We start from the raw sequence: 23,986 nt of genomic DNA on the forward strand, positions 1-23,986 counted from the left end.
GGAATAATTTCAAATGGTTAAATCATTGTTAATTGCTGTTAATGAAAAGCTATCGTACGACGATCTCGGCAAACTCTTGTTACGACTTGCCGTCGGTGGGCTGATGCTTTTTCACGGTTTGCATAAGCTGTTTGGTGGCGTGGGATTTATCAGCGGCATGCTGGTAGAGAAAGGGCTGCCGGGATTTATTGCCTACGGCGTGTTGATTGGCGAAGTGGTGGCACCGATCCTGATTATTGTCGGGCTCTTTACGCGCCCGGCCGCGCTGGTGCTGGCGTTTACGATGATCGTGGCATGGCTGATGGTGGGAACGAGTGAAACGTTCGCTCTCGATAAGGTTGGGGCATGGGCGATTGAAAGCCTGGTGTACTTCTTTATTGGCTCGCTGGCAGTCGCGTTTTTAGGGGCAGGGCGGTTTGCGGTAGGGAAAGCTCCAGCGTGGCGGTGAGGATAACAAAAGCCCGGTGGCGCTAGCGCTTACCGGGCCTGTGAAGAGCAAACCTGTACAAAGTAGGCTGGGTAAACGCAGTGCCACCCGGCAAAGAAGGGGGCACCGCAGCGGATTACGCCAGCACCAGATCCCCCTGCGGATGACAGGAACATGCCAGCACATAGCCCTCGGCAATTTCCGCGTCGGTCAGCGTCATGGTACTGGTGACGCTGTACTCCCCGGAAACCACCTTCGTCTTACAGCAGCCGCACACGCCCGCACGGCAGGCCGCGACTACCGGCACCTTGTTGCTTTCCAGCGCTTCCAGCAGCGTGGTGCCCACGCGGCCAAAGAAGGTCTGTGCGGGCTGCAGTTTGGTGAACTGAATCCCGCTGGTTGCCGCTTCCGCCACCGGCGTGAAGAACTGCTCTTTGAAGAAGCGGGTCACGCCAAGCGCTCTAACTTCTTTCTCCACGATATCCATGTACGGCGCCGGGCCGCAGGTCATCACGGTACGGTTCGCAATGTCCGGCACGCTTTGCAGCAGCTCGCGGCTCAGGCGACCGGGCACAAAACCGTGGGTCGCGTTGTGTTCCGCCACCAGCGTCACCGGATAGTTACGCCACTCCTCGGCAAAAATCACATCTTCCGGAGAGCGCACGCTGAAGATTGTCTGCACGTCGGCCTGCGGGCGGTTCTTCGCCAGCCAGCGGCGCATCGACATGATCGGCGTTACGCCACAGCCCGCCGCCAGCAGCAGGAATTTATCGTCTGCCTTGTCGTCACAGGTGAAATCCCCCTGCGCGTCAGACAGCCAGATGTAATCTCCGCGCTTCACGTCACGGGTCAGCCACTGAGAGCCTGCACCGTCATCAATGCGGCGGATAGTGAGCGTAATGTACTCGCTCACGCCCGGCGTGGAGGAGATCGTATAGGCGCGAAGCGTGTCCGCCGAGTTGCGAACGCTGACCAGCGCATACTGGCCCGCACGGTACGGATAGTAGTCGTGGCAGAGCAGCGACAGCGTCCACACATCCGGCGTCTCCTGATGGATGTGATGAACCTGCATCCGCCACGGACATTGTGAGGTTGGCATGGTCATGAATCGCTCCTTACGCGCTCAGCAGTTGCTTCATATCATCTTCAACGTTGGTCACGGAACGCAGACCGAATTTCTCGTTCAGCACCGCCAGCAGGTCCGGCGTCAGGAAGCCTGGCGCCGTCGGGCCGGTTACGATGTTGGTCACGCCGAGAGAGAGCAGGGTGAGCAGGATGACAATCGCTTTCTGCTCAAACCAGGAGAGCACCAGGGACAGGGGCAGGTCGTTGACGCCGCAGCCGAGTTTTTCTGCCAGCGTGACCGCCAGAATGATGGCCGAGTAAGCATCGTTGCACTGGCCTGCATCAATCAGGCGCGGCAGGCCTTCGATGTTGCCGAAGTCCAGCTTGTTGAAACGGTATTTACCGCACGCCAGGGTCAGGATCAGGCAATCATCCGGCACGCTGGTGGCGAAATCGGTGAAGTAGTTACGCTCGCCGCGCGCGCCGTCGCATCCCCCAACGAGGAAGATGTGGCGCAGCTTTTCACGGCTGACGAGGTCAATCAGAGAATCTGCCGCACCCAGCAGCGTTTCGCGACCGAAGCCGACGGTGATCAGATGTTCGATTTCGCTGTACGGGAAGCCCGCCATCTGCTGCGCTTGCTCGATAACCGGACCGAAATCGTCGCCTTCAAGGTGGCTCACGCCCGGCCAGCCGACGATGCTGCGGGTCCAGATGCGGTCGTCATACGCGCCCACGGTAGGGTCGATGATGCAGTTGGAGGTCATCACGATAGGGCCAGGGAAGCGGGCGAACTCTACCTGCTGATTCTGCCAGCCGCTGCCGTAGTTACCCACCAGATGCTTGAACTTGCGCAGTTCCGGGTAGCCGTGGGCGGGCAGCATTTCGCCGTGGGTATAGACGTTAACGCCGGTGCCTTCGGTCTGCTTCAGCAGGTTGTAGAGATCTTTCAGGTCGTGCCCGGAGATCAGGATGCATTTGCCTTCGGTCGCTTTGACGTTGACCTGCGTCGGGGTCGGATGACCGTAGGTGCTGGTTTCACCGGCATCCAGAATGCTCATGACCCTGAAGTTCATCTGGCCGATTTCCATTGCGCACTCGAGCAGGGCATTCATGTCGGAAGGCCAGGTGCCGAGCCACGCCATAATTTTGTGGTACTGGGCGTAAATGTCGTTATCTGACTTCCCGAGAACGTGCGCGTGTTCCATATAGGCCGCTGCACCTTTCAGGCCGTACAGGCACAGCAGACGCAGGCCGAGGATGTTCTCGCCAATCGCCGCTTTGTCCTTATTAGGGGTAAATTCTGCGGCCTGGCGCTGTAGCTCGCCCAGGTCGTCGCTCACCAGCTGAAGCTCCGCCATTGGGTTGTCCACGCGGGCACTGGTATCGGCATTCAGGCACTGCGCTTTCAAAGCTTCGCGCAGGGCAATCGCTTCGCGGGCATAGCCGACGATGCGCGGAGAATCGAAGTTGACGTTAGTCAGGGTGGAGAAAAACGCGCGCGGCGCGAAGCTGTCGACGTAATGGTCGACGATGCCGTATTCACGGGCTTTGAAGGCCCAGGCGGAAAGACCATGCAGGGCGGCTATCAGCAGATCCTGCAGGTCTGATGTTTCTGCGGTTTTACCGCACATACCCTGCGCGTAAGAGCAGCCGTTGCCTGCCGGGGTACGGATGGTTTGTTCACATTGCACACAAAACATAATCACACCTGTAAAAGTTATATTTAATATACATGTTTAAGGGTATGCCTGTGCCAGAACGGTGAAAAGAGCTTTCTGCGACAAAATAGAGGGAGATTGATTTAGCGCAATTTTGGCGGCAGGAGCCCTACCGCCACAGAGGTATCAGGCAGAGAAAAACGCCATCAGGACGGGAACCAGCAGGCTCAAAATAAAGCCGTGAACGATGGCTGCGGGCACCATCTCCAGCCCGCCCGAACGCTGGAGGACCGGCAGGGTAAAGTCCATCGACGTGGCGCCGCACAGGCCCAGTGCCGTCGAGCGGCTGCGGCGAACCAGACCCGGGATCAGCATGATGGCAATCAGCTCTCGCGCCAGATCGTTAAAGAAGGCGGCGCTGCCGATCACCGGGCCGAAGGATTCGGTCAGCAGAATACCGGAGAGGGAGTACCAGCCAAACCCGGAGGCCATCGCCAGGCCGGTTTTTAGCGGCAGATCGAGAATAAAGGCATTAATCACGCCCGCGACCATTGAGCTGACGACAACCATAACGGCAACGATCATTCCCCGACGGTTCAGGACAATCTGTTTCAGCGTCATGCCGTTATTTCGCAGCTGAATACCAATCAGGAACAGCAGGAAGATCAGGGTATATTCGCTGGCGTCCGTCGCGTGCTGCAAAAATGTCCATCCGGCAAGGCCCAGAAGAAATCCAAGCACCACGACGCCGCAGAGCTTTAATGATTCCAGCGCCATTGCAATTCGGGAGGGAAGCTTTTCCTGGTGGTGATTATTTTTCCACGGAATAGTGCGTTCCAGCCACAGCAGGGCGGCAATATTGCACAGCAAAATAACCACCACGGTGACCGCAGAATAATGCAGGATGGAAAGTAAATTTGTCGCCAGATTATCCAGGAAGGCCAGGCTGATCCCCATAAAGAACAGAATGACGTAAACAATCCAGCTGAGAAAACGGTTAATAAGCTTTAAGGCCGATTCATGACGCAGCGGAATAAGATAGCCCACAATCAGGGGCAGCAGAATAATGAGGAGTCCTGAAAACATGAACAGCCGGTCCTTTTGAGTTTCTGTTAAGCGCCAGAGACACTACCCAATAAAGGCTGCTCAGTAAAGCGGCAAAGAAAGCCGGGCGGCGGCTACGCCTTACCCGGCCGACAAAGTGCACACTCACGTAGGTCGGGTAAGCGTTAGCGCCACCCGACATTACAGGCCGCAATTAATTAATCGCGTTTTTCCAGCAGAGAGCGGTACAGCACGCCGCCCAGAATACCGCCGACGATCGGCATCACCCAGAACAGCCACAGCTGCTCAAGCGCCCAGCCGCCCTGGAAAATGGCGACGGCGGTGCTGCGCGCCGGGTTAACGGAGGTGTTGGTCACCGGAATGGAGATCAGGTGGATCAGCGTCAGCGCCAGACCAATGGCGATAGGCGCGAAGCCTGCAGGCGCGTGTTTGTCGGTTGCACCGTGGATCACCAGCAGGAAGCCTGCGGTCAGTACAATTTCAATTACAATGGCAGAAAGCATGGAATAACCGCCCGGAGAGTGTTCGCCAAAGCCGTTAGAGGCGAAGCCGCTGGCCGCCGCGTCAAAGCCTGCTTTACCGCTGGCAATGACGTACAGCACGCCCGCCGCAATAATACCGCCAACCACCTGCGCCACGATGTAGCCAATAACCTCTTTCGCCGGGAAACGCCCGCCCGCCCATAAGCCTAATGTCACCGCCGGGTTAAAATGACCGCCGGAAATATGCCCCACGGCGAAAGCCATGGTTAATACGGTTAAGCCAAATGCCAGCGCGACGCCGACAAAACCAATACCTAATTCCGGGAATGCTGCTGCCAGAACGGCGCTACCGCAGCCACCAAATACCAGCCAGAATGTACCAAAGCATTCTGCTGCCAATTTTCTAAACATAACCACCTCAAAATAATTTTCCACGCGTTTTCCCGCGCGCGGGATATATCGCCATAAAGGGATGACGACTCAAAGAGCCCGTATTTTAAAAACCAACAACATCCCTTCGCCACTTAAATAAATTCGGTTAATTTGATTTAAGGCAATGTGATGTTAATCCTTGTTCAAATCAGCGGTAAATAGAGCATAGTTCAAATCCCGCAAGGGTGAATGTTCTGCTGTCGTGCCAGGGTTCCTGCCGCTATACTGCTGATAACTTAAAGGAAAAAGTGATCATTTCGCGGGGGATTTATGCTTCTCGAACGTGTGGAAATTGTCGGGTTTCGCGGTATTAACCGCCTGTCGCTGCAGCTGGAGCAGAACAACGTCCTGATCGGCGAGAACGCGTGGGGTAAGTCCAGCCTGCTGGATGCGCTGACGCTGCTGCTTTCACCCGAAGACAAGCTGTATCACTTCGTCCACGATGATTTCTGGTTCCCGCCCGGCGATATCGCGGGCCGCGAGAAGCACCTGCATATCATCCTGACGTTCCGTGAATCTGAACCCGGCCGTCACCGCGTGCGTCGCTTCCGCCCGCTGTCGCCCTGCTGGGTGCCCTGCGACGACGGTTTCCACCGGATTTTCTATCGGCTGGAAGGTGAAATGGCGGAAAACGAGGGGGTACTGACCCTGCGTGAATTCCTCGATGAGAAAGCCAACCCGATTCCGCTGGAGAATATCGACGATCTGGCGCGTCACCTTATCCGCCTGACGCCGGTGTTACGCCTGCGCGATGCGCGCTTTATGCGCCGTATTCGTAACGGCACCGTACCGAATATGCCGGAGGTGGAAGTCACCGCCCGCGAGCTGGATTTCCTGGCGCGAGAGCTAGTGTCGCGTCCGCAAAACCTCACCGATGGTCAAATTCGTCAGGGGCTGTCGGCGATGGTGCAACTGCTGGAGCACTATTTTTCCGAGCAGGGCACCTCGGAGTCGCGCCATCGTTTGATGCGCCGCCGTTCTCATGATGAACAGCGCAGCTGGCGCTATCTCGACATCATCAACCGGATGATCGACCGGCCCGGCGGGCGTACCCATCGGGTGATTTTGCTGGGGCTGTTTTCAACGCTTCTGCAGGCGAAGGGCACCGTGCGTCTTGACCGGGATGCCCGCCCGCTGCTGCTGGTGGAAGATCCGGAAACGCGCCTGCACCCCATCATGCTCTCCGTGGCGTGGCACCTGTTGAATCTGCTGCCGCTCCAGCGGATTACCACCACCAACTCCGGTGAGCTGCTATCGCTGACGCCGGTGGAGCACATTTGCCGTCTGGTGCGCGAGTCCTCCCGCGTATCCGCGTACCGCCTCGGGCCCGGCGGGATGAACGCCGAAGACGGGCGGCGAATCGCGTTTCATATACGCTTTAATCGCGCCTCGTCGCTCTTCGCCCGCTGCTGGCTGCTGGTGGAAGGGGAAACGGAGACCTGGGTCATCAACGAACTGGCGCGCCAGTGCGGCCACCATTTTGATGCGGAAGGCATCAAGGTGATTGAATTCGCCCAGTCGGGATTAAAACCGCTGATAAAATTTGCCCGCCGAATGGGAATTGAATGGCATGTGCTGGTGGACGGCGACGAAGCGGGGAAAAAATATGCCTCAACCGTGCGCAGCCTGCTGAACAACGAGCGGGAAGAAGAACGGGACCATTTAACGATGCTGCCCGCGATGGACATGGAGCATTTTATGTACCGTCAGGGCTTTGACGACGTATTCCACCGCATTGCGATGGTGCCGGTCGACGTCCCGATGAACATGCGCCGCGTGATCGCCAAAGCTATTCACCGTTCGTCGAAACCGGACTTAGCCATTGAAGTGGCGACGGAAGCGGGAAGGCGGGGCGTAGAGGCGGTTCCGACCCTGCTGCGGAAAATGTTCTCCCGCGTGCTGTGGCTGGCACGCGGAAGGGCGGATTAACGTTCGGTCGCCTGTTTCACCTGCTGAATCAGGCTATCCAGCAGCGCGTAGCGGCGACGGTATTCGGCGCGTTTTTTGCTCGCGATCTCTTCTACGGGTTTACGCGGCATGGCAAGCGGCAGCATAAAGTGGCCGCTCTCCTGTTTTTCCCCACCGAGGGAACTCCAGAAGCCGTCGTAATCGGCCAGCAGTTTTCCCTCTTTTTTCTTGCGGTAGCGCCAGCTGCGATAAATATGGGTGGCATTACTGACGGCAACAATCTGCGCGACCGGGAATGCGGCACCGAACGTCATGGCGGCTTCAACCAGCAGGCGTTTCGGGAACAGACCGTGGCAGGCCTTCGTCGCTTTCTGGATCAGCTCATGGGGAACATGCGCTTTCGCGCCCTGCAAACCGCCGATGAACAGCGTAGATTTTCCTTCAAACTGGCAGAGCGTAAAGGTTAGCTCCGCCAGCACCGTATTCTGAACGTCGCAGAAGGTGAGGGTGGCCTCTCCCTCTTTATCCAGAAACGCATCGGCACACAGGCGGACGGTAAATTGCTGTTCATCTTTCCCGGTTAAGGTCAGCAGCGTAGTCCCCTGCGTCGAAAGATAGCCCTTCAGGAGCGTGGCCGGGAGCTGGCGGCTCATGGCCTGATAGTGCCAGTTCAGGGATTCCAGCGCGTGCTGGCGATCCATCTTCACCGTCAGCCAGGGACGATGCAGCCGACACGGCAGACCGGGCTGCACCTGCAGCATCTGCATCAGACGCGGCTGCTTAGCGAGGTTTGTTAACAGGCGAGACGTGCTCACGGGCGTCGCCAGAGAACGCAGCATGAACTTACGGCGATAGGCGGGGTTCTGCCATGCAAGGCCGGGCGCGATCTTGCCGAACGCCAGATTTTTGAAGAGCTGCCAGCCGGATGTCGGCTGCGTCAGGTTTGCAAGAGGTGTATCGACGATAGAAGACATGATAAATCCTGAGTCTTTTGGAATACCGCTATTTCAGCAGGGGAAATATCAACGTCTTGTAAACAAATTAAGGTGATTTCGGAGAACAGGGGTTTCGTTAAGGAGTCGTTTAGATAGAATCAACGTTTATTATTGCCAGAACATTTATTTGGAATATTTATGAACCTCAAGGGAAAACGCAGAACGCTGTTTCTGCTGCTGGCGCTGGTGATTGTAGCCGGTGGATTCTGGTTATGGCAGGTGCTTAACGCGCCTGTGCCGCAGTACCAGACGCTGATCGTCCGTCCGGGTGAACTGCAGCAAAATGTCCTTGCGACGGGCAAACTTGATGCGCTGCGCAAAGTTGACGTCGGCGCTCAGGTCAGCGGCCAGCTGAAAACGCTGTCGGTAGAGATTGGCGACAAGGTGAAAAAAGGCCAGCTGCTTGGCGTTATCGATCCCGAGCAGGCTGAGAACCAGATCCGCGAAGTGGAAGCGACGCTGATGGAGCTGCGCGCGCAGCGCGCGCAGGCGCAGGCAGAGCGTAACCTGGCGCAGGTGACGCTGACCCGCCAGCAGGCGCTGGCGAAAACCCAGGCTATCTCGAAACAGGATTTAGACACCGCCGCGACTGAACTGGCGGTGAAACAGGCGCAGATTGGCACGATCGACGCGCAAATCAAGCGTAATCAGGCCTCGCTGGATACGGCGAAAACCAATCTTGATTACACAAAGATCGTCGCGCCGATGGCCGGGGAAGTGACGCAAATTACCACGCTGCAGGGCCAGACGGTGATTGCCGCCCAGCAGGCGCCAAACATTCTGACGCTGGCGGACATGAGCACCATGCTGGTGAAGGCCCAGGTCTCCGAGGCGGACGTGATCCATCTTAAGCCGGGGCAGAATGCCTGGTTTACCGTACTCGGCGATCCGCAGACCCGCTACGAGGGCGTGCTGAAAGACATTCTGCCGACGCCGGAAAAGGTTAACGACGCCATTTTCTACTATGCGCGTTTTGAAGTGCCAAACCCGAAGGGCGTGCTGCGCCTGGACATGACCGCGCAGGTGCACATCCAGCTGACCGGCGTGAAGAACGTGCTGACCGTTCCGCTCTCCGCGCTGGGTGAATCCGCCGGGGACAATCGCTACAAGGTGAAAGTGCTGCGCAACGGTGAAACGCGCGAGCGCGAGGTGGTGATTGGCGCGCGCAACGACACCGACGTGGTGGTGGAGAAAGGGCTGGAAGAGGGCGAGGAGGTTGTTGTCAGCGAAAGCCTGCCCGGAGCCGCTAAATGACCGCGCTGCTTGAGCTGAAGGACATTCGTCGCAGCTATCCGTCCGGCGACGGCCCGGTGGAGGTGCTGAAAGGCATCTCCCTGAGCGTGGAGGCGGGCGAGATGGTGGCGATTGTAGGCGCGTCGGGTTCCGGTAAATCGACGCTGATGAACATTCTCGGCTGTCTGGATAAACCCACCAGCGGTACGTACCGCGTGGCCGGGACGGACGTCTCGACGCTCGACGGCGACGCGCTGGCGAAGCTGCGCCGGGAACACTTTGGCTTTATCTTCCAGCGTTACCACTTGCTCTCTCACCTGAGCGCGGCGCAGAACGTGGAGGTTCCCGCGGTGTATGCGGGCGTTGAGCGGAAGAAACGCCTCGAGCGCGCGAAGGCGCTGTTAACGCGTCTGGGGCTGGCGGAGCGGGTGGAGTACCAGCCGTCGCAGCTGTCCGGCGGCCAGCAGCAGCGCGTGAGTATTGCCCGCGCGCTGATGAACGGCGGGCAGGTGATCCTCGCGGATGAACCGACCGGGGCGCTCGACAGCCACTCCGGCGAAGAGGTGATGGCGATCCTGCACCAGCTGCGCGATCAGGGCCACACGGTGATTATCGTTACCCACGATCCGCAGGTAGCGGCGCAGGCCGAACGGATTATAGAGATCCACGACGGCGAGCTGGTGAGCAACCCGCCGCCGCGTGAGTCCCGCGCGGCGGCACCGAAGGAAGCGCTGCCTGCGTCTACCGGCTGGGCGCAGTTCTCCAGCGGCTTTCGTGAAGCGCTGACCATGGCCTGGCTGGCGATGGCGGCCAACAAAATGCGCACCCTGCTGACCATGCTCGGCATCATTATCGGTATTGCCTCGGTGGTGTCGATTGTGGTGGTGGGCGACGCGGCCAAGCAGCTGGTGCTGGCGGATATCCGCGCCATCGGGACCAACACCATTGACGTTTATCCCGGCAAAGACTTCGGCGACGACGAGCCGCAGTATCAGCAGGCGCTGAAGTATGACGATCTGGCGGCGATTCAGAAGCAGCCGTGGGTGAATTCCGCCACGCCTGCGGTCTCGCAAAACCTGCGTCTGCGCTACGGCAACATCGACGTAGCGGCCAGCGCCAACGGCGTGAGCGGCGACTACTTCAACGTCTACGGCATGACCTTCAGCGAAGGCGCCACCTTCAACGCCGAGCAGCTGGCGGGGAGGGCGCAGGTGGTGGTGCTGGACGCCAACTCGCGCAGGCAGCTTTTCCCCAATAAAGCGAACGTGGTGGGCGAAGTGATCCTCGTCGGCAACATGCCTGCCACGGTCATTGGCGTGGCGGAAGAGAAGCAGTCGATGTTCGGCAGCAGCAAGATCCTGCGCGTCTGGCTACCGTATACCACCATCTCCGGGCGGATTATGGGCCAGTCGTGGCTTAACTCCATCACCGTGCGCGTGAAGGAGGGCTACGACAGCGCGCTGGCGGAACAGCAGCTGGAACGGCTGTTAACGTTGCGCCACGGGAAGAAGGATTTCTTCACCTGGAATATGGACGGCCTCTTGAAAACGGCGGAAAAGACCACACGTACTCTTCAGCTGTTCCTGACGCTGGTGGCGGTGATCTCGCTGGTTGTTGGCGGTATCGGGGTGATGAATATCATGCTGGTGTCGGTAACTGAACGCACCCGGGAGATTGGCATCCGCATGGCGGTTGGGGCCAGGGCCAGCGACGTGCTTCAGCAGTTTTTAATTGAAGCGGTGCTGGTATGCCTGGTGGGCGGCGCGATGGGCATTGCGCTCTCGATGATGATTGCCTTTGCGCTCCAGCTCTTTTTACCCGGCTGGGAGATTGGCTTCTCGCCGATGGCGATACTCACCGCGTTTTTGTGTTCCACCTTTACCGGGATTTTGTTTGGCTGGCTGCCTGCGCGCAACGCGGCGCGGCTGGATCCGGTGGACGCGCTGGCTCGGGAATAACCCGAAAATAAAAATGCCAGCCGATCGGGCTGGCATTTTGACTGCGTGATGTACACAATAAAACAGAGAGCTATGCAACCGTTTCTGCTTCAACGGGTACGATTAGGCTTGCATGATTGCCTTTTGGTCCCTGGTGTACATCGAACCGGACGGACTGCCCGGCTTTGAGCGTCCTGTAACCATCCATCTGAATGGTGGAATAGTGAGCGAAGATATCTTCGCCGCCGCCTTCGGGGCAGATGAAGCCAAACCCCTTGGCGTTGTTGAACCACTTAACAGTACCCATTTCCATGCTTCGACATCCTTCGTAAATCTTATAAATTAAGATGGAATGAACCGGTGGTGGAGTGGGGGCTGTTCAAAACCTCGCCATCTCACGCTTGTACAATTTAGATAAACGAAAGACGTCGTCAAGCGTTTGGCGCTGGAGTTGGGACAATAATCAACCAAAGTTTGAAGCAGTTAACGCTATTGCAACAGTTTGTGACAGACATCGCGGATGACAGTAATAGATGATTGTTATCTAACATCTGAGGTAGATTCAAAGTGGTTATGCAAAATGGGTAAGACCAACGACTGGCTGGATTTTGACCAGCTGGCGGAAGATAAAGTGCGCGACGCGCTAAAACCGCCATCTATGTATAAAGTTATGTTAATGAACGATGATTACACGCCGATGGAATTTGTTATTGACGTGCTACAAAAGTTCTTTTCTTATGATGTAGAACGTGCAACGCAACTGATGCTTACCGTTCATTATCGTGGCAAAGCTATCTGCGGCATTTTTACCGCCGAAGTGGCGGAAACCAAAGTGGCGATGGTGAACGACTATGCGAGGGAGAACGAGCATCCGTTGCTGTGTACGCTGGAAAAGGCCTGATAAGGCATAAAATTGGGGGAGGTGCCTATGCTCAATCAAGAACTGGAACTCAGTTTAAACATGGCTTTCGCCAGAGCGCGTGAGCACCGACATGAGTTTATGACCGTCGAGCATTTACTGCTCGCACTGCTTAGCAACCCATCTGCCCGCGAAGCGCTGGAAGCCTGCTCCGTGGATCTGGTGGCGCTACGTCAGGAACTCGAAGCCTTCATCGAACAAACCACACCGGTGCTGCCAGCCAGTGAAGAGGAGCGCGACACGCAGCCGACGCTCAGCTTCCAGCGCGTGCTGCAGCGAGCGGTATTCCACGTCCAGTCTTCCGGACGTAGCGAAGTGACTGGCGCAAACGTCTTAGTCGCCATCTTCAGCGAGCAGGAGTCACAGGCTGCCTATCTGCTGCGCAAACACGAAGTCAGCCGCCTCGACGTGGTTAACTTTATTTCTCACGGAACGCGCAAAGACGAGCCTAACCAGGCATCGGATCCCAGCAATCAGGTCAATAACAATGAAGAGCAAGCAGGCGGGGAGGATCGTATGGAAAACTTCACCACCAACCTTAATCAGCTTGCTCGCGTTGGCGGCATCGACCCGCTGATTGGCCGCGATAAAGAGCTGGAGCGCGCGATTCAGGTGCTGTGCCGTCGCCGCAAGAACAACCCGCTGCTGGTGGGCGAGTCAGGCGTGGGTAAAACGGCGATTGCCGAAGGTCTTGCCTGGCGCATTGTGCAGGGCGACGTGCCGGAAGTGATTGCCGACTGCACCATCTACTCGCTGGATATTGGCTCGCTGCTGGCGGGCACTAAATACCGCGGTGATTTTGAAAAACGCTTCAAGGCGCTGTTAAAACAGCTGGAGCAGGACACCAACAGCATCCTGTTCATTGATGAGATCCACACCATTATCGGCGCGGGTGCGGCCTCCGGTGGCCAGGTGGATGCGGCTAACCTGATCAAACCACTGCTCTCCAGCGGCAAGATCCGCGTGATGGGCTCCACGACCTACCAGGAGTTCAGCAACATCTTTGAGAAAGACCGTGCGCTGGCGCGTCGCTTCCAGAAAATCGACGTTACCGAGCCGTCTGTTGACGAAACGGTGCAGATCATCAACGGCCTGAAAACCAAGTACGAAGCGCACCACGACGTGCGTTACACCGCGAAAGCGGTACGTGCGGCGGTGGAGCTGGCGGTGAAATACATCAACGACCGTCATCTGCCGGATAAGGCGATTGACGTGATTGATGAAGCAGGGGCGCGTGCGCGCCTGATGCCAGCCAGCAAGCGTAAGAAAACCGTTAACGTGGCGGATATTGAGTCCGTGGTGGCCCGCATCGCGCGTATCCCTGAGAAGAGCGTTTCTCAGAGCGACCGCGACACTCTGCGCACCCTCGGCAATCGCCTGAAAATGCTGGTCTTTGGTCAGGATAAAGCCATTGAGGCCTTAACCGAAGCGATCAAGATGGCCCGTGCCGGACTGGGGCATGACCACAAGCCTGTCGGTTCCTTCCTGTTCGCTGGCCCGACCGGCGTGGGGAAAACCGAGGTGACGGTTCAGCTCTCCAAAGCGCTGGGCATTGAGTTGCTGCGCTTTGATATGTCCGAATATATGGAGCGTCACACCGTCAGCCGTTTGATTGGTGCGCCTCCGGGCTACGTGGGCTTTGACCAGGGCGGCCTGCTCACCGACGCGGTGATCAAGCATCCGCACGCGGTTCTGCTGCTTGATGAAATCGAGAAAGCGCACCCGGACGTGTTCAACATCCTGCTGCAGGTGATGGATAACGGGACGCTGACCGACAACAACGGGCGCAAGGCGGACTTCCGCAACGTGGTGCTGGTGATGACCACCAACGCCGGGGTGCGTGAAACCGAGCGCAAATCCATCGGCCTGATCCACCAGGACAACAGCACCGATGCGATGGAGGAGATCAAGAAGATCTTCACACCGGAGTTCCGTAACCGTCTGGACAACATTATCTGGTTCGATCACCTGTCTACCGAGGTGATCCATCAGGTGGTGGACAAGTTCATCGTCGAGCTGCAGGTTCAGTTGGATCAGAAAGGCGTGTCGCTGGAAGTGAGCCAGGAGGCCCGCAACTGGCTGGCCGAGAAAGGTTACGACCGTGCGATGGGTGCCCGTCCGATGGCGCGCGTGATTCAGGACAACCTGAAGAAACCGCTGGCGAACGAGCTGCTGTTTGGCTCGCTGGTGGACGGCGGCCAGGTGACCGTGGCGCTGGATCAGGCGAAGAACGAGCTGACGTACGATTTCCAGAGTGCGGCGAAGCACAAGCCGGAAGCGGCTCACTGAGTTAAACGTTAAACGTAAAAACCGGGCGAATGCCCGGTTTTTTTATGCCTGCCAGGGTAAAAGCAAAACGACAACAGTGTTGTCGTTTTTAGTGTTTTCTCCCTCTCCCTGTGGGCTGAGGAATCCCCAGTAATTTTTTCCTGAAGCGATGAACATTGCTTCAGAGAAATGAATAACTTACAGCGATGTCCTGGTCCGGCTGTAAATCGCTGAGGCGTTTCCTGTAGGCCGGGGCGAGGCGCATGGATGCGCCGAGAGGGCGGGCTTTACAGGGACGTTACCTCCGCCCGTCCCCGACAAGCCGGAAGGAATAAGCCGAAGGCACCGCGAAGCGGCGATTTACCGCCGGGAGCCCGGGTCGCCAGGGCGGCGGCGATTGAGCCGCCCTGGCACGTTCACAGGTCATGTCCTTACAGAGTAGCAAGGAACATAAAGTGAACGGAATGACCACTTCAGCCGTATGTTCCCCCTCACCCCAGCCCTCTCCCTCTGTACAGTCCGGGGACATGGTAGACAGGTGTTCGGGGACATGGTGAACACTTTTTAACATCCTTTACCCATGGTGATCGACTTTTTCTTCAGGTCGATCACCCCCACTTTCGTGCTGTACCACCACACTTCATAGCAGCCGTCATCCTGTGTCTCCCTCAGCCCGACCCGTTCTCCCCTGAACGCCTTGCCTGCGCTCAGACTGACACCCTGTATGCTCAGCTTTCCGCTGACATCCACTTTCCTGACCTTCACCCCTTCATCGTATTCAGGTGGCGTTACGCTGCCGCTGTACTGCCGGGCAGACGGCTGATAACGCGAGGCCGGTACCGCCATATCCAGCGCCTCGTGCGGGCGTTCAAGGTTGTACACCGTGCGCCAGTGATCGAAAGCGCGCTGCAGCTCTCCGCTGTCCGCGAACCATTTTCCCTGCAGCACTTCCGCCTTCAGGCTGCGGTGAAAACGCTCCAGCTTGCCCTGCGTCTGCGGATGATAAGGCCGGGAGTGCCCCACCCGGATACCGTGGCGCATCAGCCACAGCTCCAGCACTGTCCAGGTGCCGGTGGTGTCTCCCCACGGTGAGCCGTTGTCCATCGTCATCCTGTCCGGCAGGCCGTAGCGTTCAAACGCGCTGACCAGCTGCTGCACGGTCTCGCGCCGTTCATCGGTACAGTGCGCCAGGCACAGGGAAAAACGGGAGTGGTCGTCCAGCAGGGTGAGCGGATGGCAGCGGCCACCGCCAAAGGGAAAGTGGCCCTTAAAATCCATCTGCCAGAGCCGGTTCGGCGCGTCATGTTCGAAGCGTCCCGTAGCCGGAACGCCCGGTGATGCGCCCGGCAGCAGACCGTGACGGGCCATCAGGCTATGGACGGTGCTGAAGGCGGGCATACGGTGCCCCTGGTCTTCGAGCCAGCGTTTAATCTTGCGTGCGCCCCAGCGTTCATGGCGCTCATGGGCCATGCGCAGCAGGGCGGTGATGTCGTCAGATGAGCGGTTCGGGGAATGGTGCGGTATGCGCGGGCGGTCCTGAAGGCCGGCGGCACCTTCCTGAGCCCAGCGGCGAAGCCACTTGTAGGCGGTGGCAGGAGAAATGCCGAACTGACGGCAGAGGGAACGGATGTTCGCCCCGTCCTGCGAGGCGAACAAAACAAACTCGGTACGTAATGACATGGTATCTCTCGCATCCCAGGGCATAAGCGACTCCATAGACGGGTTCTTATGCCTTAGTTGTAAGTGTCTACCATGTCCCCGAACAAGTGTTCACTATGTCCCCGGACTGTACACCCTCAAGGGAGAGGGGGTCGTCCGTGCTGGTATTATTTTGTGGGGATCCCTCAGCCCACAGGGAGAGGGTTGGAGTGAGGGCAACAGGCCGCAGAGGAATTTTGCGAGGCGCTTTCCAGTTTCTTTCGAAGTTAGTTGCTGGATAAATCCACAGTAATAAAATGGCGGCGCACCTGCAAAATCAGGTGCCAGGATTGGCGTCCTGAAAGTGTGTGAGCAGCAGTAATGCTGCAGGCTTCGTTCGCTCTAAGGAAAAGGGTATAATTCTGCATCTGGCGGGCGAATCGGAAGCTTCTTTTGAAGCGCCAGTAGCACACACACTGGTACGCCAATTCCTTTTCGTCCGCCGCCAGCAAATTGGCGTTTCCTGCGGTGGTAAATTCAAAGTGTGTGAAGGAATTACCCAATGAATACAGAAAACAATTTCGCCCATTTATACAGCGAACTCTCCCTCAACCCCGATCTCCCCACCCTGGCCGAGCGCTGCAAACTGCTCACCGAAATCCTCCTCGACTGCAAATCACTCCCGCAAACGCAGCCCGTTTGCCGCTGTCTCGGAGCCTGGCTGGAAGAGGTAAAAACCGGCCTCACAGAATCAATGCGTGATTTTCAGATAGTGGAATTTGAGAAAGAAGCGGAACAACCGCGACAAAAGGAGTGGCTGCTGGAAGATACAGATACAAAGTGTGATTACTGCCGGGCGTTGAATCATGTGCTGCTGGTGTCGCATTTTGACCGCGATATGCTGCCGCACCTGACGGGATTACTCCATGACATGGCTCATTCTATGGCGGGGGATTTAATCGCTCCTGTACAACCATGGATGACAATACATCTTCCGATGCAACAACACTAACGCCATAAATAAAAAAGGCCGGGATTAACCCGACCTTTTATATATTCATCTGCCATTACAGGCGAAAAAATTAGCGACTACGGAAGACAATGCGGCCTTTGCTCAGGTCGTACGGGGTCAGTTCAACAGTCACTTTGTCGCCCGTCAAAATGCGGATGTAGTTTTTGCGCATTTTACCGGAGATGTGCGCAGTTACCACGTGACCGTTTTCCAGCTCTACGCGAAACATGGTATTAGGCAACGTATCAAGTACGGTACCCTGCATTTCAATATTGTCTTCTTTGGCCATCTAATCCTCTGGGGTATCACTACCAAGTTTTGAACCGGCAAGATAATGCCGAAATTCATCAATTAAGTAAAGAATTGCGCGATTAAAACGCAGCAAAACAGTTTCGGCGCATTGCCCAAGCGTCACGGTACAACCGAACAGGAAGCGCATTCGTAAAGGGGAGACGACAGGATAAACGTCAGGACGTTATCTGAAGCGAGGGTCCCAAACGGCGGCGGGGCAACAGGCAGAAGCTACTCTGCGGCATAATTATAACACCCTCACAAAAAATATGCGGAAAACATTTAAGCATTGGGCATAAAGAGCGTTCTGGGGATCCAGAAGTCGCGCGGTAGCTTCTCCTGACGGCAGGCGTCCAGATGCTCGATATACTGTCGTCGCGGGATGTCAACTGCACCGAGAGAGGCCGTGTGCTCGTTGAGCACCTGACAATCGATCAGGCGTCCGCCGCGCTGGGCAAAGGCCTCGCAGAAGACCAGTAGCGCGGTTTTCGAGGCGTTAACCGCACGGGAGAACATCGATTCGCCGCAAAACAGCGTCCCTTGCGCCACACCGTACATGCCGCCAACCAGTTCCCCCTTTTCCCAAACCTCAATGGAGTGGGCGTAGCCAAGCTCATGGAGCTGGTGGTAGGCGTTGACGATATCGCGGGTGATCCACGTCCCTTCATGGCGATCTTCGGCACAGCCTTCGATCACCTGCCCAAAGGCGTGATTCAGCGTGACGCGATATGGGGATTTAGCATGGAAACGCTTCATGCTGCGGCTCAGATGGAACTGCGCTGGCCACAGCACGGCGCGCGGGTCGGGAGACCACCATAAAATCGGGTCGCCGGGAGAAAACCACGGGAAGATGCCGCGCTGGTAGGCCATTAATAGCCGCGCAGGGCTAAGGTCACCGCCAAGGGCCAGCAGCCCGTTGGGCTCACGCAGCGCTCCCTCCGGCGAAGGAAACGCGATGTTATGACGAGAAAGCTGGACCAGGCGCATGACAGCAAAACTCCAGTACGCGAGTGAGGACGCTACAAATATAGTCTACAGACGCTGTTTGAACTGGTAGTAGCGACCCTGTTTCGCCAACAGCTCTGCGTGACTACCTTGCTCAATAATGTGTCCGTTGTCCATCACAATTATCCGATCAAAACTTGCCAGCCCGCGCAGGCGGTGCGTCACCATCAGGACGGTTTTTCCTGCCATAACGTTTGCCAGTAAATCAAGGATTTGACTCTCGGTTGTCGCATCAAGCCCTTCTGTAGGTTCGTCGAGCAGCATCAGAGGTGCATCATGCAGCAGCGCGCGCGCAATGGCCAGACGGCGCAGCTCTCCGCCGGAAAGCTGACGACCACCTTCTCCCAGCCAGCTATTCAGTCCTTCGTCCTCAAGCAGCTTTTGCAGCCCGACCTGCTCCAGTACGGCGCGAAGATCATCGTCTGAAGCCTCTGGCGCGGCCAGCAGCAGGTTATCGCGCAGGGTGGCGCTAAACAGATGCACGCGCTGTGGAACAACGCTCACGGTCTTGCGCAGGGCCTGCTCGCTGAAATCAGTCAGCAACGTGTTATTAAAACGAATCTGACCGTGCTGTGGATCCCAGGCGCGCGTCAGCAGCTGCAGCAGCGTCGACTTACCGCAGCCGGTACGGCCGAGAATCGCAATCCGCTGCCCTGCATTAACGGAAAGGTTGATACCCTCCAGCGCGTTCTGCGCCTGTTTGTCATAGGCGAAGGTCACGTTATCAAGCGTCAGCGCCACCTGCTCAGGCACGGTGGTTTGCCCGGCACTGAACGTGACTTCAGGCTGCTGTTCGGCAATCTGAGTGATGCGCAGGGCAGAGGCGATCACCTGTCCAAGATGCTGGAAAGCGCCCGTCACCGGGGCCAGTGCCTCAAATGCGGCCAGCGCGCAGAAAACAAAGAGGGCAATAAGAGGGCCTGGCTGGGTATTACCGCCAATGCCGCCGGAAGCCAGCCACAGCATGGCGATCACCGCCACGCCGCCGATTAACACCATCAGCGCCTGCGAGAAGGCCGTCAGTTCCGACTGGCGGCGCTGGGCTTCATGCCAGTTCAGCTCCGTACTTTCCATTCGGGCACGGTAGCGCTTGCTGGCACCAAAAATGGTCAGCTCCGCCTGGCCCTGAAGCCAGGAGGTCAGCTGCTGGCGGTAATCCCCGCGCAGCCGCGTCAGGTTTTCCCCGGTGGATTTCCCGGCGCGATAAAACAGCGGCGGCAGAATAATGAGCGTCAGCAGCATAATTCCACCCAGCGTCAGCGCAACGGGAACATCCAGAACGGACAGCCCCAGCGTAACTACCACAATCACCACAAACGCGCCCACTATCGGGGAGATCACCCGCAGGTAAAGGTGGTCCAGCGTGTCGACATCCGCAACGACACGGTTCAGTAATTCGCCCTGGCGAAAACGCGCCAGCCCGGCAGGGGAGAGGGGAAGCAGTTTGCTGAAGGTGTAAATGCGCAGGTGCTGCAGGACGCGGAACGTCGCGTCGTGGCTGACCAGCCGCTCGAAATAGCGTCCGGCAGTACGGGTAATGGCGGTACCCCGCACGCCTGCCGCCGGCAGCATATAGTTGAAGCTGTATAATCCGGCGAACCCGGCTACGGCGGAGGCCGACAGGAACCAGCCGGAAAGCGTGAGCAGGCCGATGCTGGCAAGCAGCGTGACAATCGCCAGCACGATCCCCAGCGTCAGCATCCACTTGTGGCGTTTATAGAGCGCAAGATAAGGCAGCAGATCACGCATCAGATGTCCTCCTGACGGTTCGCCAGCAGGGCGGCGAACGGCCCCTGAGCGGCAACAAGAGCGGCGTAATCGCCTTGCTCAACAATATGACCGTTTTCCATCACCCAGATCTCATCCCAGTCAGCAATGCCTTCCAGCTGATGGGTAACCATCAGGGTGGTTTGCTGCAGGGAAGCGGCGCTCAGGGCCGCCATGACGCGCTGCTCGCTGTGTGAATCCAGGCTGGCAGCAGGCTCATCCAGCAGCATCAGCTGGCACGGGTTCAGCAGCGCACGGGCGACGGCCACGCGCTGTGCCTGGCCGACAGACAGCCCGGCAGACTGATCGCCTACCACGGTATCGACACCCTGCGGGAGCAGCGGCAGAAATTCACTGACCCACGCGCGGTCGAGAACGGACTGGAGTTCATCTTCACGAGCATCCGGGCGTGCCAGGAGCACGTTTTCGCGCAGCGTGGAAGCAGGTAGCTGAGGGTTTTGTCCGACCCAACTGAGCTGCTTACGCCAGGCGTCGGGATCGAGGTTACGCAGTTCAGTTTTGTTTATCCGCAGCGAACCGGTGTAGGCCATAAAACCGGATAACGCATTCAGCAGAGAACTCTTCCCTGAACCGCTGGTGCCGACCAGCACCACGCGTTTTCCGGCGGGCAGGCTAAAGTCCAGCGGGCCAGCCAGCACTTTTCCTTCCGGCGAGAGAATGCAGAAGTCGCTCGCGTCGATGGTTACCGGCTCTTTAGCGTTCAGCGCCACGTCACCGCGCTCCGGGTGCGCCAGCGGCGTCTCCAGGAAGGTTTTCAGGCTGTCGGCCGCGCCAACGGCCTGCGCTTTGGCATGATAGAAGGTCCCCAGGTCGCGAAGCGGCTGGAAAAACTCCGGAGCCAGGATGAGCGCGAGGAAACCGGCAGAGAGGGTCACCGCCGTGCCGTAGTGGCCGAAATCCAGCGCGCCGAGATAGGAGAAACCGAAATAAACCGCCACGAGGGCAATCGACAGCGAGGTAAAGAATTCCAGCACGCCGGACGAGAGGAACGCCAGGCGTAACACTTCCATCGTGCGCTGGCGGAAGTCCTGTGATGCCAGGCGAATGTTCTCGGTTTCCGCTTCACCGCGACCAAAAATACGCAGGGTTTCCATCCCGCGCAGACGATCGAGGAAATGTCCGCTCAGCCGGCCCAGCGCCAGGAAGTTGCGGCGGTTGGCATCAGCCGCCCCCATGCCGACCATCGCCATAAACAGCGGGATTAGCGGGGCGGTCCCCAGCAGGATCAGCGCCGCCACCCAGTTAACCGGGAAGATGGCAATAACAATCAACAGCGGCACAAAAACCGCCAGCGCCATCTGCGGAAGATAGCGCGCGTAGTAATCGTGCATATCGTCGATCTGCTCAAGGATCAGCGTCGCCCAGCTTCCGGCCGGTTTACCCTGGATCCACGCGGGCCCGGCTTCCTGCAGGCGGTCGAGCACCTGACGACGGATCTCGTAGCGGATATGCTGTCCGGCGTGGAAGCCGACACGTTCACGCAGCCACACCACCCAGGCGCGCAGGACAAAAACCAGGATCAGAACAATAAAGGGCAGCAGGAGCGCTTCGCGGGGAATGTTCTCCATGATCATGTGATTAAGAATGCGGGCCAGCAGCCATGCCTGGGCAACAATCAACAGACCGCTAACGAACCCCAGAAGACGGGAGATCGTAAGCCAGCGGCGGGAAATAACGCTTTGCTGTTTCAGCCAGCGTGTTAACTCTTGTTGACGGGTTTTTTCCATTGCGTATTTTGCAGGTGACGTTATAAGAAATTAGACATCTGCATGTTACACGCGAGCAAAAATAAAGGCGACCTGTGGCCGCCTTTATTTACGTTTGTTACTGACTTGTAAAGATTATTTACCTTGTTCAGCCAGTCCATCGAGGTAGCGTTCAGCGTCCAGCGCGGCCATACAGCCGGTGCCCGCAGAGGTGATCGCCTGACGATAAATATGGTCCATCACGTCACCGGCAGCGAACACGCCCGGGATGCTGGTCTGGGTCGCGTTACCGTGAATGCCGGACTGCACTTTGATATAGCCGTTTTCCAGCTCCAGCTGGCCTTCGAAGATCCCGGTGTTCGGGCTGTGGCCGATTGCCACAAACAGGCCCGCCACTTCCAGCGTTTCGACGTTATCGGTGTTCTGGGTATCACGAATGCGCAGACCCGCAACGCCCATCTGATCGCCGGTGACTTCTTCCAGGGTACGGTTGGTGTGCAGCACGATGTTGCCGCTCGCCACTTTATCCATCAGGCGCTTAATAAGGATCTTCTCGGCGCGGAAGGTGTCACGACGGTGGATCAGATGCACCTCAGAGGCAATGTTCGCCAGGTACAGCGCTTCTTCCACCGCGGTGTTACCGCCGCCGATAACCGCGACTTTCTGGTTACGGTAGAAGAAACCGTCGCAGGTCGCACAGGCAGAGACGCCGCGGCCTTTGAACGCTTCTTCAGACGGCAGGCCGAGATAACGGGCAGAGGCGCCGGTGGCAATGATTAGCGCATCGCAGGTGTATTCACCGCTGTCACCCGTCAGGCGGAACGGACGGTTCTGCAAATCCACTTTATTAATGTGGTCGAACAGGATTTCGGTTTCGAATTTGGCGGCATGCTCGTGCATGCGTTCCATCAGCAGCGGCCCGGTCAGATCGTTCGGGTCGCCCGGCCAGTTTTCCACTTCCGTGGTGGTGGTCAACTGACCGCCTTTTTCCATGCCGGTGATCAGAACCGGCTGCAGGTTTGCGCGTGCAGCATAGACCGCCGCGGTATATCCCGCAGGTCCAGAACCAAGGATTAACAACTTACTGTGTTTGGTCGTGCCCATGAGATCCCCATTGTTGTTGGCAGGCAATGGGCTGGATTGTAGGGAATTTGTTGCCGTAAAAAAAGAGCACTGGGATTTTGCTTTCGATATATGTAATAGCTGCGCCCGATGAATACAGTGCCGTTACGTCACGTTTTCTACTGAAAACCGCTCGTTTATAAAGCAGTAAAATGAGGATTAATACCCCCCCGTAATGAATATCCGGCATCTTGTACTAAAAAACGATGTTTTGCTTTGACAATCCCCTGCGCATTTGCGAAAACATTCAAGGAAGAAAAAAAACCGCGTTAACCGTATGCCGCATAGGCATGCACGTAAATGCCATTTTTACCGTGTCAGTGAAATCTACGCATGGCGTGGACAGACGCCATACGTGATGTCGGTGACAGCCTTCGGGCAGCGGTCTTCTTACCAACAGAACCCGAATCCGCATCGCGTCTAATACATAACCAGGCGATGTGATGACTAACGGGTACAGGCTCTGAACAGTGATGTGCACAGGGTCCAGGCAGGAGTAGGGAAGGAATACAGAGAGACAATAATAATGGTAGATAGCAAGAAGCGCCCTGGCAAAGATCTCGACCGTATCGATCGTAACATTCTTAATGAATTGCAAAAGGATGGGCGTATTTCCAACGTCGAGCTTTCAAAACGTGTGGGACTTTCCCCGACGCCGTGCCTTGAGCGTGTGCGCCGACTGGAAAGACAGGGTTTTATTCAGGGCTATACGGCTCTGCTGAACCCGCATTATCTGGATGCCTCACTTCTGGTATTTGTTGAGATTACTCTGAATCGTGGTGCGCCGGATGTGTTTGAGCAATTTAACGCCGCTGTACAAAAACTTGAAGAAATTCAAGAGTGTCATCTGGTGTCCGGTGATTTCGACTACCTGTTGAAAACCCGTGTGCCTGATATGTCCGCCTACCGTAAGCTGCTGGGGGAAACCCTGCTGCGTCTGCCAGGCGTGAACGACACCCGTACCTATGTGGTGATGGAAGAGGTCAAACAGAGCAATCGTCTGGTTATTAAGACGCGCTAACACGGAACAGG

20 protein-coding genes are annotated in these 23,986 nt (G+C 57.2%); 8 read left to right on the forward strand and 12 right to left on the reverse strand.

Translation table 11 applies throughout. From position 1 onward, the window contains the following. Positions 1-13 precede the first annotated feature (13 nt). The gene (locus IB212_RS07560; RefSeq protein ID WP_041910647.1) at positions 14-448 is read left to right on the forward strand and encodes a DoxX family protein; all 435 of its coding nucleotides are present in this window, start codon (positions 14-16) and stop codon (positions 446-448) included. A 115-nt stretch (positions 449-563) separates the two neighbouring features. Here the strand turns inward: IB212_RS07560 and hcr are convergent, their stop codons facing one another. From hcr to aqpZ, 4 genes are all read right to left on the reverse strand, one after another. Continuing rightward, positions 564-1,532, reverse strand: coding sequence for an NADH oxidoreductase (gene hcr, locus IB212_RS07565; RefSeq protein ID WP_041910646.1), 969 nt, complete (start codon positions 1,530-1,532; stop codon positions 564-566). A 10-nt stretch (positions 1,533-1,542) separates the two neighbouring features. Next, on the reverse strand, positions 1,543-3,195 hold the full coding sequence (gene hcp / locus IB212_RS07570) for a hydroxylamine reductase (RefSeq protein WP_041910645.1): 1,653 nt from the start codon (positions 3,193-3,195) through the stop codon (positions 1,543-1,545). Positions 3,196-3,339: 144 nt separating this feature from the next. Further along, positions 3,340-4,239, reverse strand: a complete 900-nt coding sequence (locus tag IB212_RS07575) for a lysine exporter LysO family protein (protein ID WP_041910644.1) — start codon at positions 4,237-4,239, stop codon at positions 3,340-3,342. A gap of 176 nt (positions 4,240-4,415) precedes the next feature. Beyond that, complete coding sequence (gene aqpZ, locus IB212_RS07580; RefSeq protein WP_041912036.1) at positions 4,416-5,111, reverse strand: aquaporin Z; 696 nt, start codon at positions 5,109-5,111, stop codon at positions 4,416-4,418. 291 nt (positions 5,112-5,402) lie between these two features. Here aqpZ and IB212_RS07585 point away from each other — a divergent pair, with 291 nt between their 5' ends. Continuing rightward, complete coding sequence (locus IB212_RS07585; RefSeq protein WP_041910643.1) at positions 5,403-7,061, forward strand: ATP-dependent endonuclease; 1,659 nt, start codon at positions 5,403-5,405, stop codon at positions 7,059-7,061. Here the strand turns inward: IB212_RS07585 and IB212_RS07590 are convergent. Continuing rightward, positions 7,058-8,014 carry a VirK/YbjX family protein gene (locus IB212_RS07590; protein ID WP_041910642.1) on the reverse strand — a complete coding sequence of 319 codons (957 nt, stop codon included), beginning with the start codon at positions 8,012-8,014 and terminating at the stop codon, positions 7,058-7,060. The genes IB212_RS07585 and IB212_RS07590 overlap by 4 nt on opposite strands. A gap of 159 nt (positions 8,015-8,173) precedes the next feature. Between IB212_RS07590 and macA the strand changes: the two genes are divergently transcribed. Continuing rightward, entirely contained in the window at positions 8,174-9,289 is a 1,116-nt protein-coding gene (macA, locus tag IB212_RS07595) for a macrolide transporter subunit MacA (RefSeq protein ID WP_041910641.1), read from the forward strand. Continuing rightward, on the forward strand, positions 9,286-11,226 hold the full coding sequence (gene macB, locus IB212_RS07600; RefSeq protein ID WP_041910640.1) for a macrolide ABC transporter ATP-binding protein/permease MacB: 1,941 nt from the start codon (positions 9,286-9,288) through the stop codon (positions 11,224-11,226). The genes macA and macB overlap by 4 nt, the downstream gene beginning before the upstream one ends. A 70-nt stretch (positions 11,227-11,296) precedes the next feature. Here the strand turns inward: macB and cspD are convergent, their stop codons facing one another. Further along, positions 11,297-11,518: a cold shock-like protein CspD gene (cspD, locus tag IB212_RS07605; RefSeq protein ID WP_006809408.1), complete on the reverse strand. Its 222-nt coding sequence runs from the start codon at positions 11,516-11,518 to the stop codon at positions 11,297-11,299. Positions 11,519-11,785: 267 nt separating this feature from the next. Here cspD and clpS point away from each other — a divergent pair, with 267 nt between their 5' ends. Then, positions 11,786-12,106, forward strand: coding sequence for an ATP-dependent Clp protease adapter ClpS (clpS, locus tag IB212_RS07610; protein ID WP_006174393.1), 321 nt, complete (start codon positions 11,786-11,788; stop codon positions 12,104-12,106). Between the two features lie 27 nt (positions 12,107-12,133). Further along, positions 12,134-14,413 (forward strand): ATP-dependent Clp protease ATP-binding subunit ClpA, encoded by a 2,280-nt coding sequence (gene clpA / locus IB212_RS07615; protein WP_041910639.1) that lies wholly within the window; start codon positions 12,134-12,136, stop codon positions 14,411-14,413. Positions 14,414-14,956: 543 nt separating this feature from the next. On the opposite strand, the gene IB212_RS07620 is transcribed toward clpA, so the two are convergent. After that, the gene (locus IB212_RS07620; RefSeq protein WP_409033784.1) at positions 14,957-16,108 is read right to left on the reverse strand and encodes an IS481 family transposase; all 1,152 of its coding nucleotides are present in this window, start codon (positions 16,106-16,108) and stop codon (positions 14,957-14,959) included. Positions 16,109-16,592: 484 nt separating this feature from the next. On the opposite strand from IB212_RS07620, the gene IB212_RS07625 reads away from it, so the two are divergent. Beyond that, entirely contained in the window at positions 16,593-17,042 is a 450-nt protein-coding gene (locus IB212_RS07625) for a hypothetical protein (protein ID WP_041910637.1), read from the forward strand. 70 nt (positions 17,043-17,112) lie between these two features. Here the strand turns inward: IB212_RS07625 and infA are convergent, their stop codons facing one another. The 5 genes from infA to trxB all read right to left on the reverse strand — a co-directional run bounded on the left by infA (position 17,113) and on the right by trxB (position 22,936). Further along, on the reverse strand, positions 17,113-17,331 hold the full coding sequence (gene infA, locus IB212_RS07630) for a translation initiation factor IF-1 (RefSeq protein WP_002211347.1): 219 nt from the start codon (positions 17,329-17,331) through the stop codon (positions 17,113-17,115). A 284-nt stretch (positions 17,332-17,615) separates the two neighbouring features. After that, entirely contained in the window at positions 17,616-18,320 is a 705-nt protein-coding gene (gene aat, locus IB212_RS07635; RefSeq protein ID WP_041910636.1) for a leucyl/phenylalanyl-tRNA--protein transferase, read from the reverse strand. A 45-nt stretch (positions 18,321-18,365) separates the two neighbouring features. Continuing rightward, the gene (gene cydC / locus IB212_RS07640) at positions 18,366-20,087 is read right to left on the reverse strand and encodes a heme ABC transporter ATP-binding protein/permease CydC (protein WP_041910635.1); all 1,722 of its coding nucleotides are present in this window, start codon (positions 20,085-20,087) and stop codon (positions 18,366-18,368) included. After that, positions 20,087-21,853, reverse strand: a complete 1,767-nt coding sequence (cydD, locus tag IB212_RS07645; protein WP_041910634.1) for a heme ABC transporter permease/ATP-binding protein CydD — start codon at positions 21,851-21,853, stop codon at positions 20,087-20,089. Before cydD ends, cydC begins: the two co-directional genes overlap by 1 nt. Before the next feature lie 114 nt (positions 21,854-21,967). Next, positions 21,968-22,936 (reverse strand): thioredoxin-disulfide reductase, encoded by a 969-nt coding sequence (gene trxB / locus IB212_RS07650; RefSeq protein ID WP_041910633.1) that lies wholly within the window; start codon positions 22,934-22,936, stop codon positions 21,968-21,970. Between the two features lie 544 nt (positions 22,937-23,480). Between trxB and lrp the strand changes: the two genes are divergently transcribed. Next, entirely contained in the window at positions 23,481-23,975 is a 495-nt protein-coding gene (gene lrp / locus IB212_RS07655) for a leucine-responsive transcriptional regulator Lrp (protein WP_000228469.1), read from the forward strand. Positions 23,976-23,986 lie beyond the last annotated feature (11 nt).

It is taken from the genome of Enterobacter sp. E12 (assembly GCF_014596715.2).
Lineage (GTDB): Bacteria > Pseudomonadota > Gammaproteobacteria > Enterobacterales > Enterobacteriaceae > Enterobacter > Enterobacter bugandensis.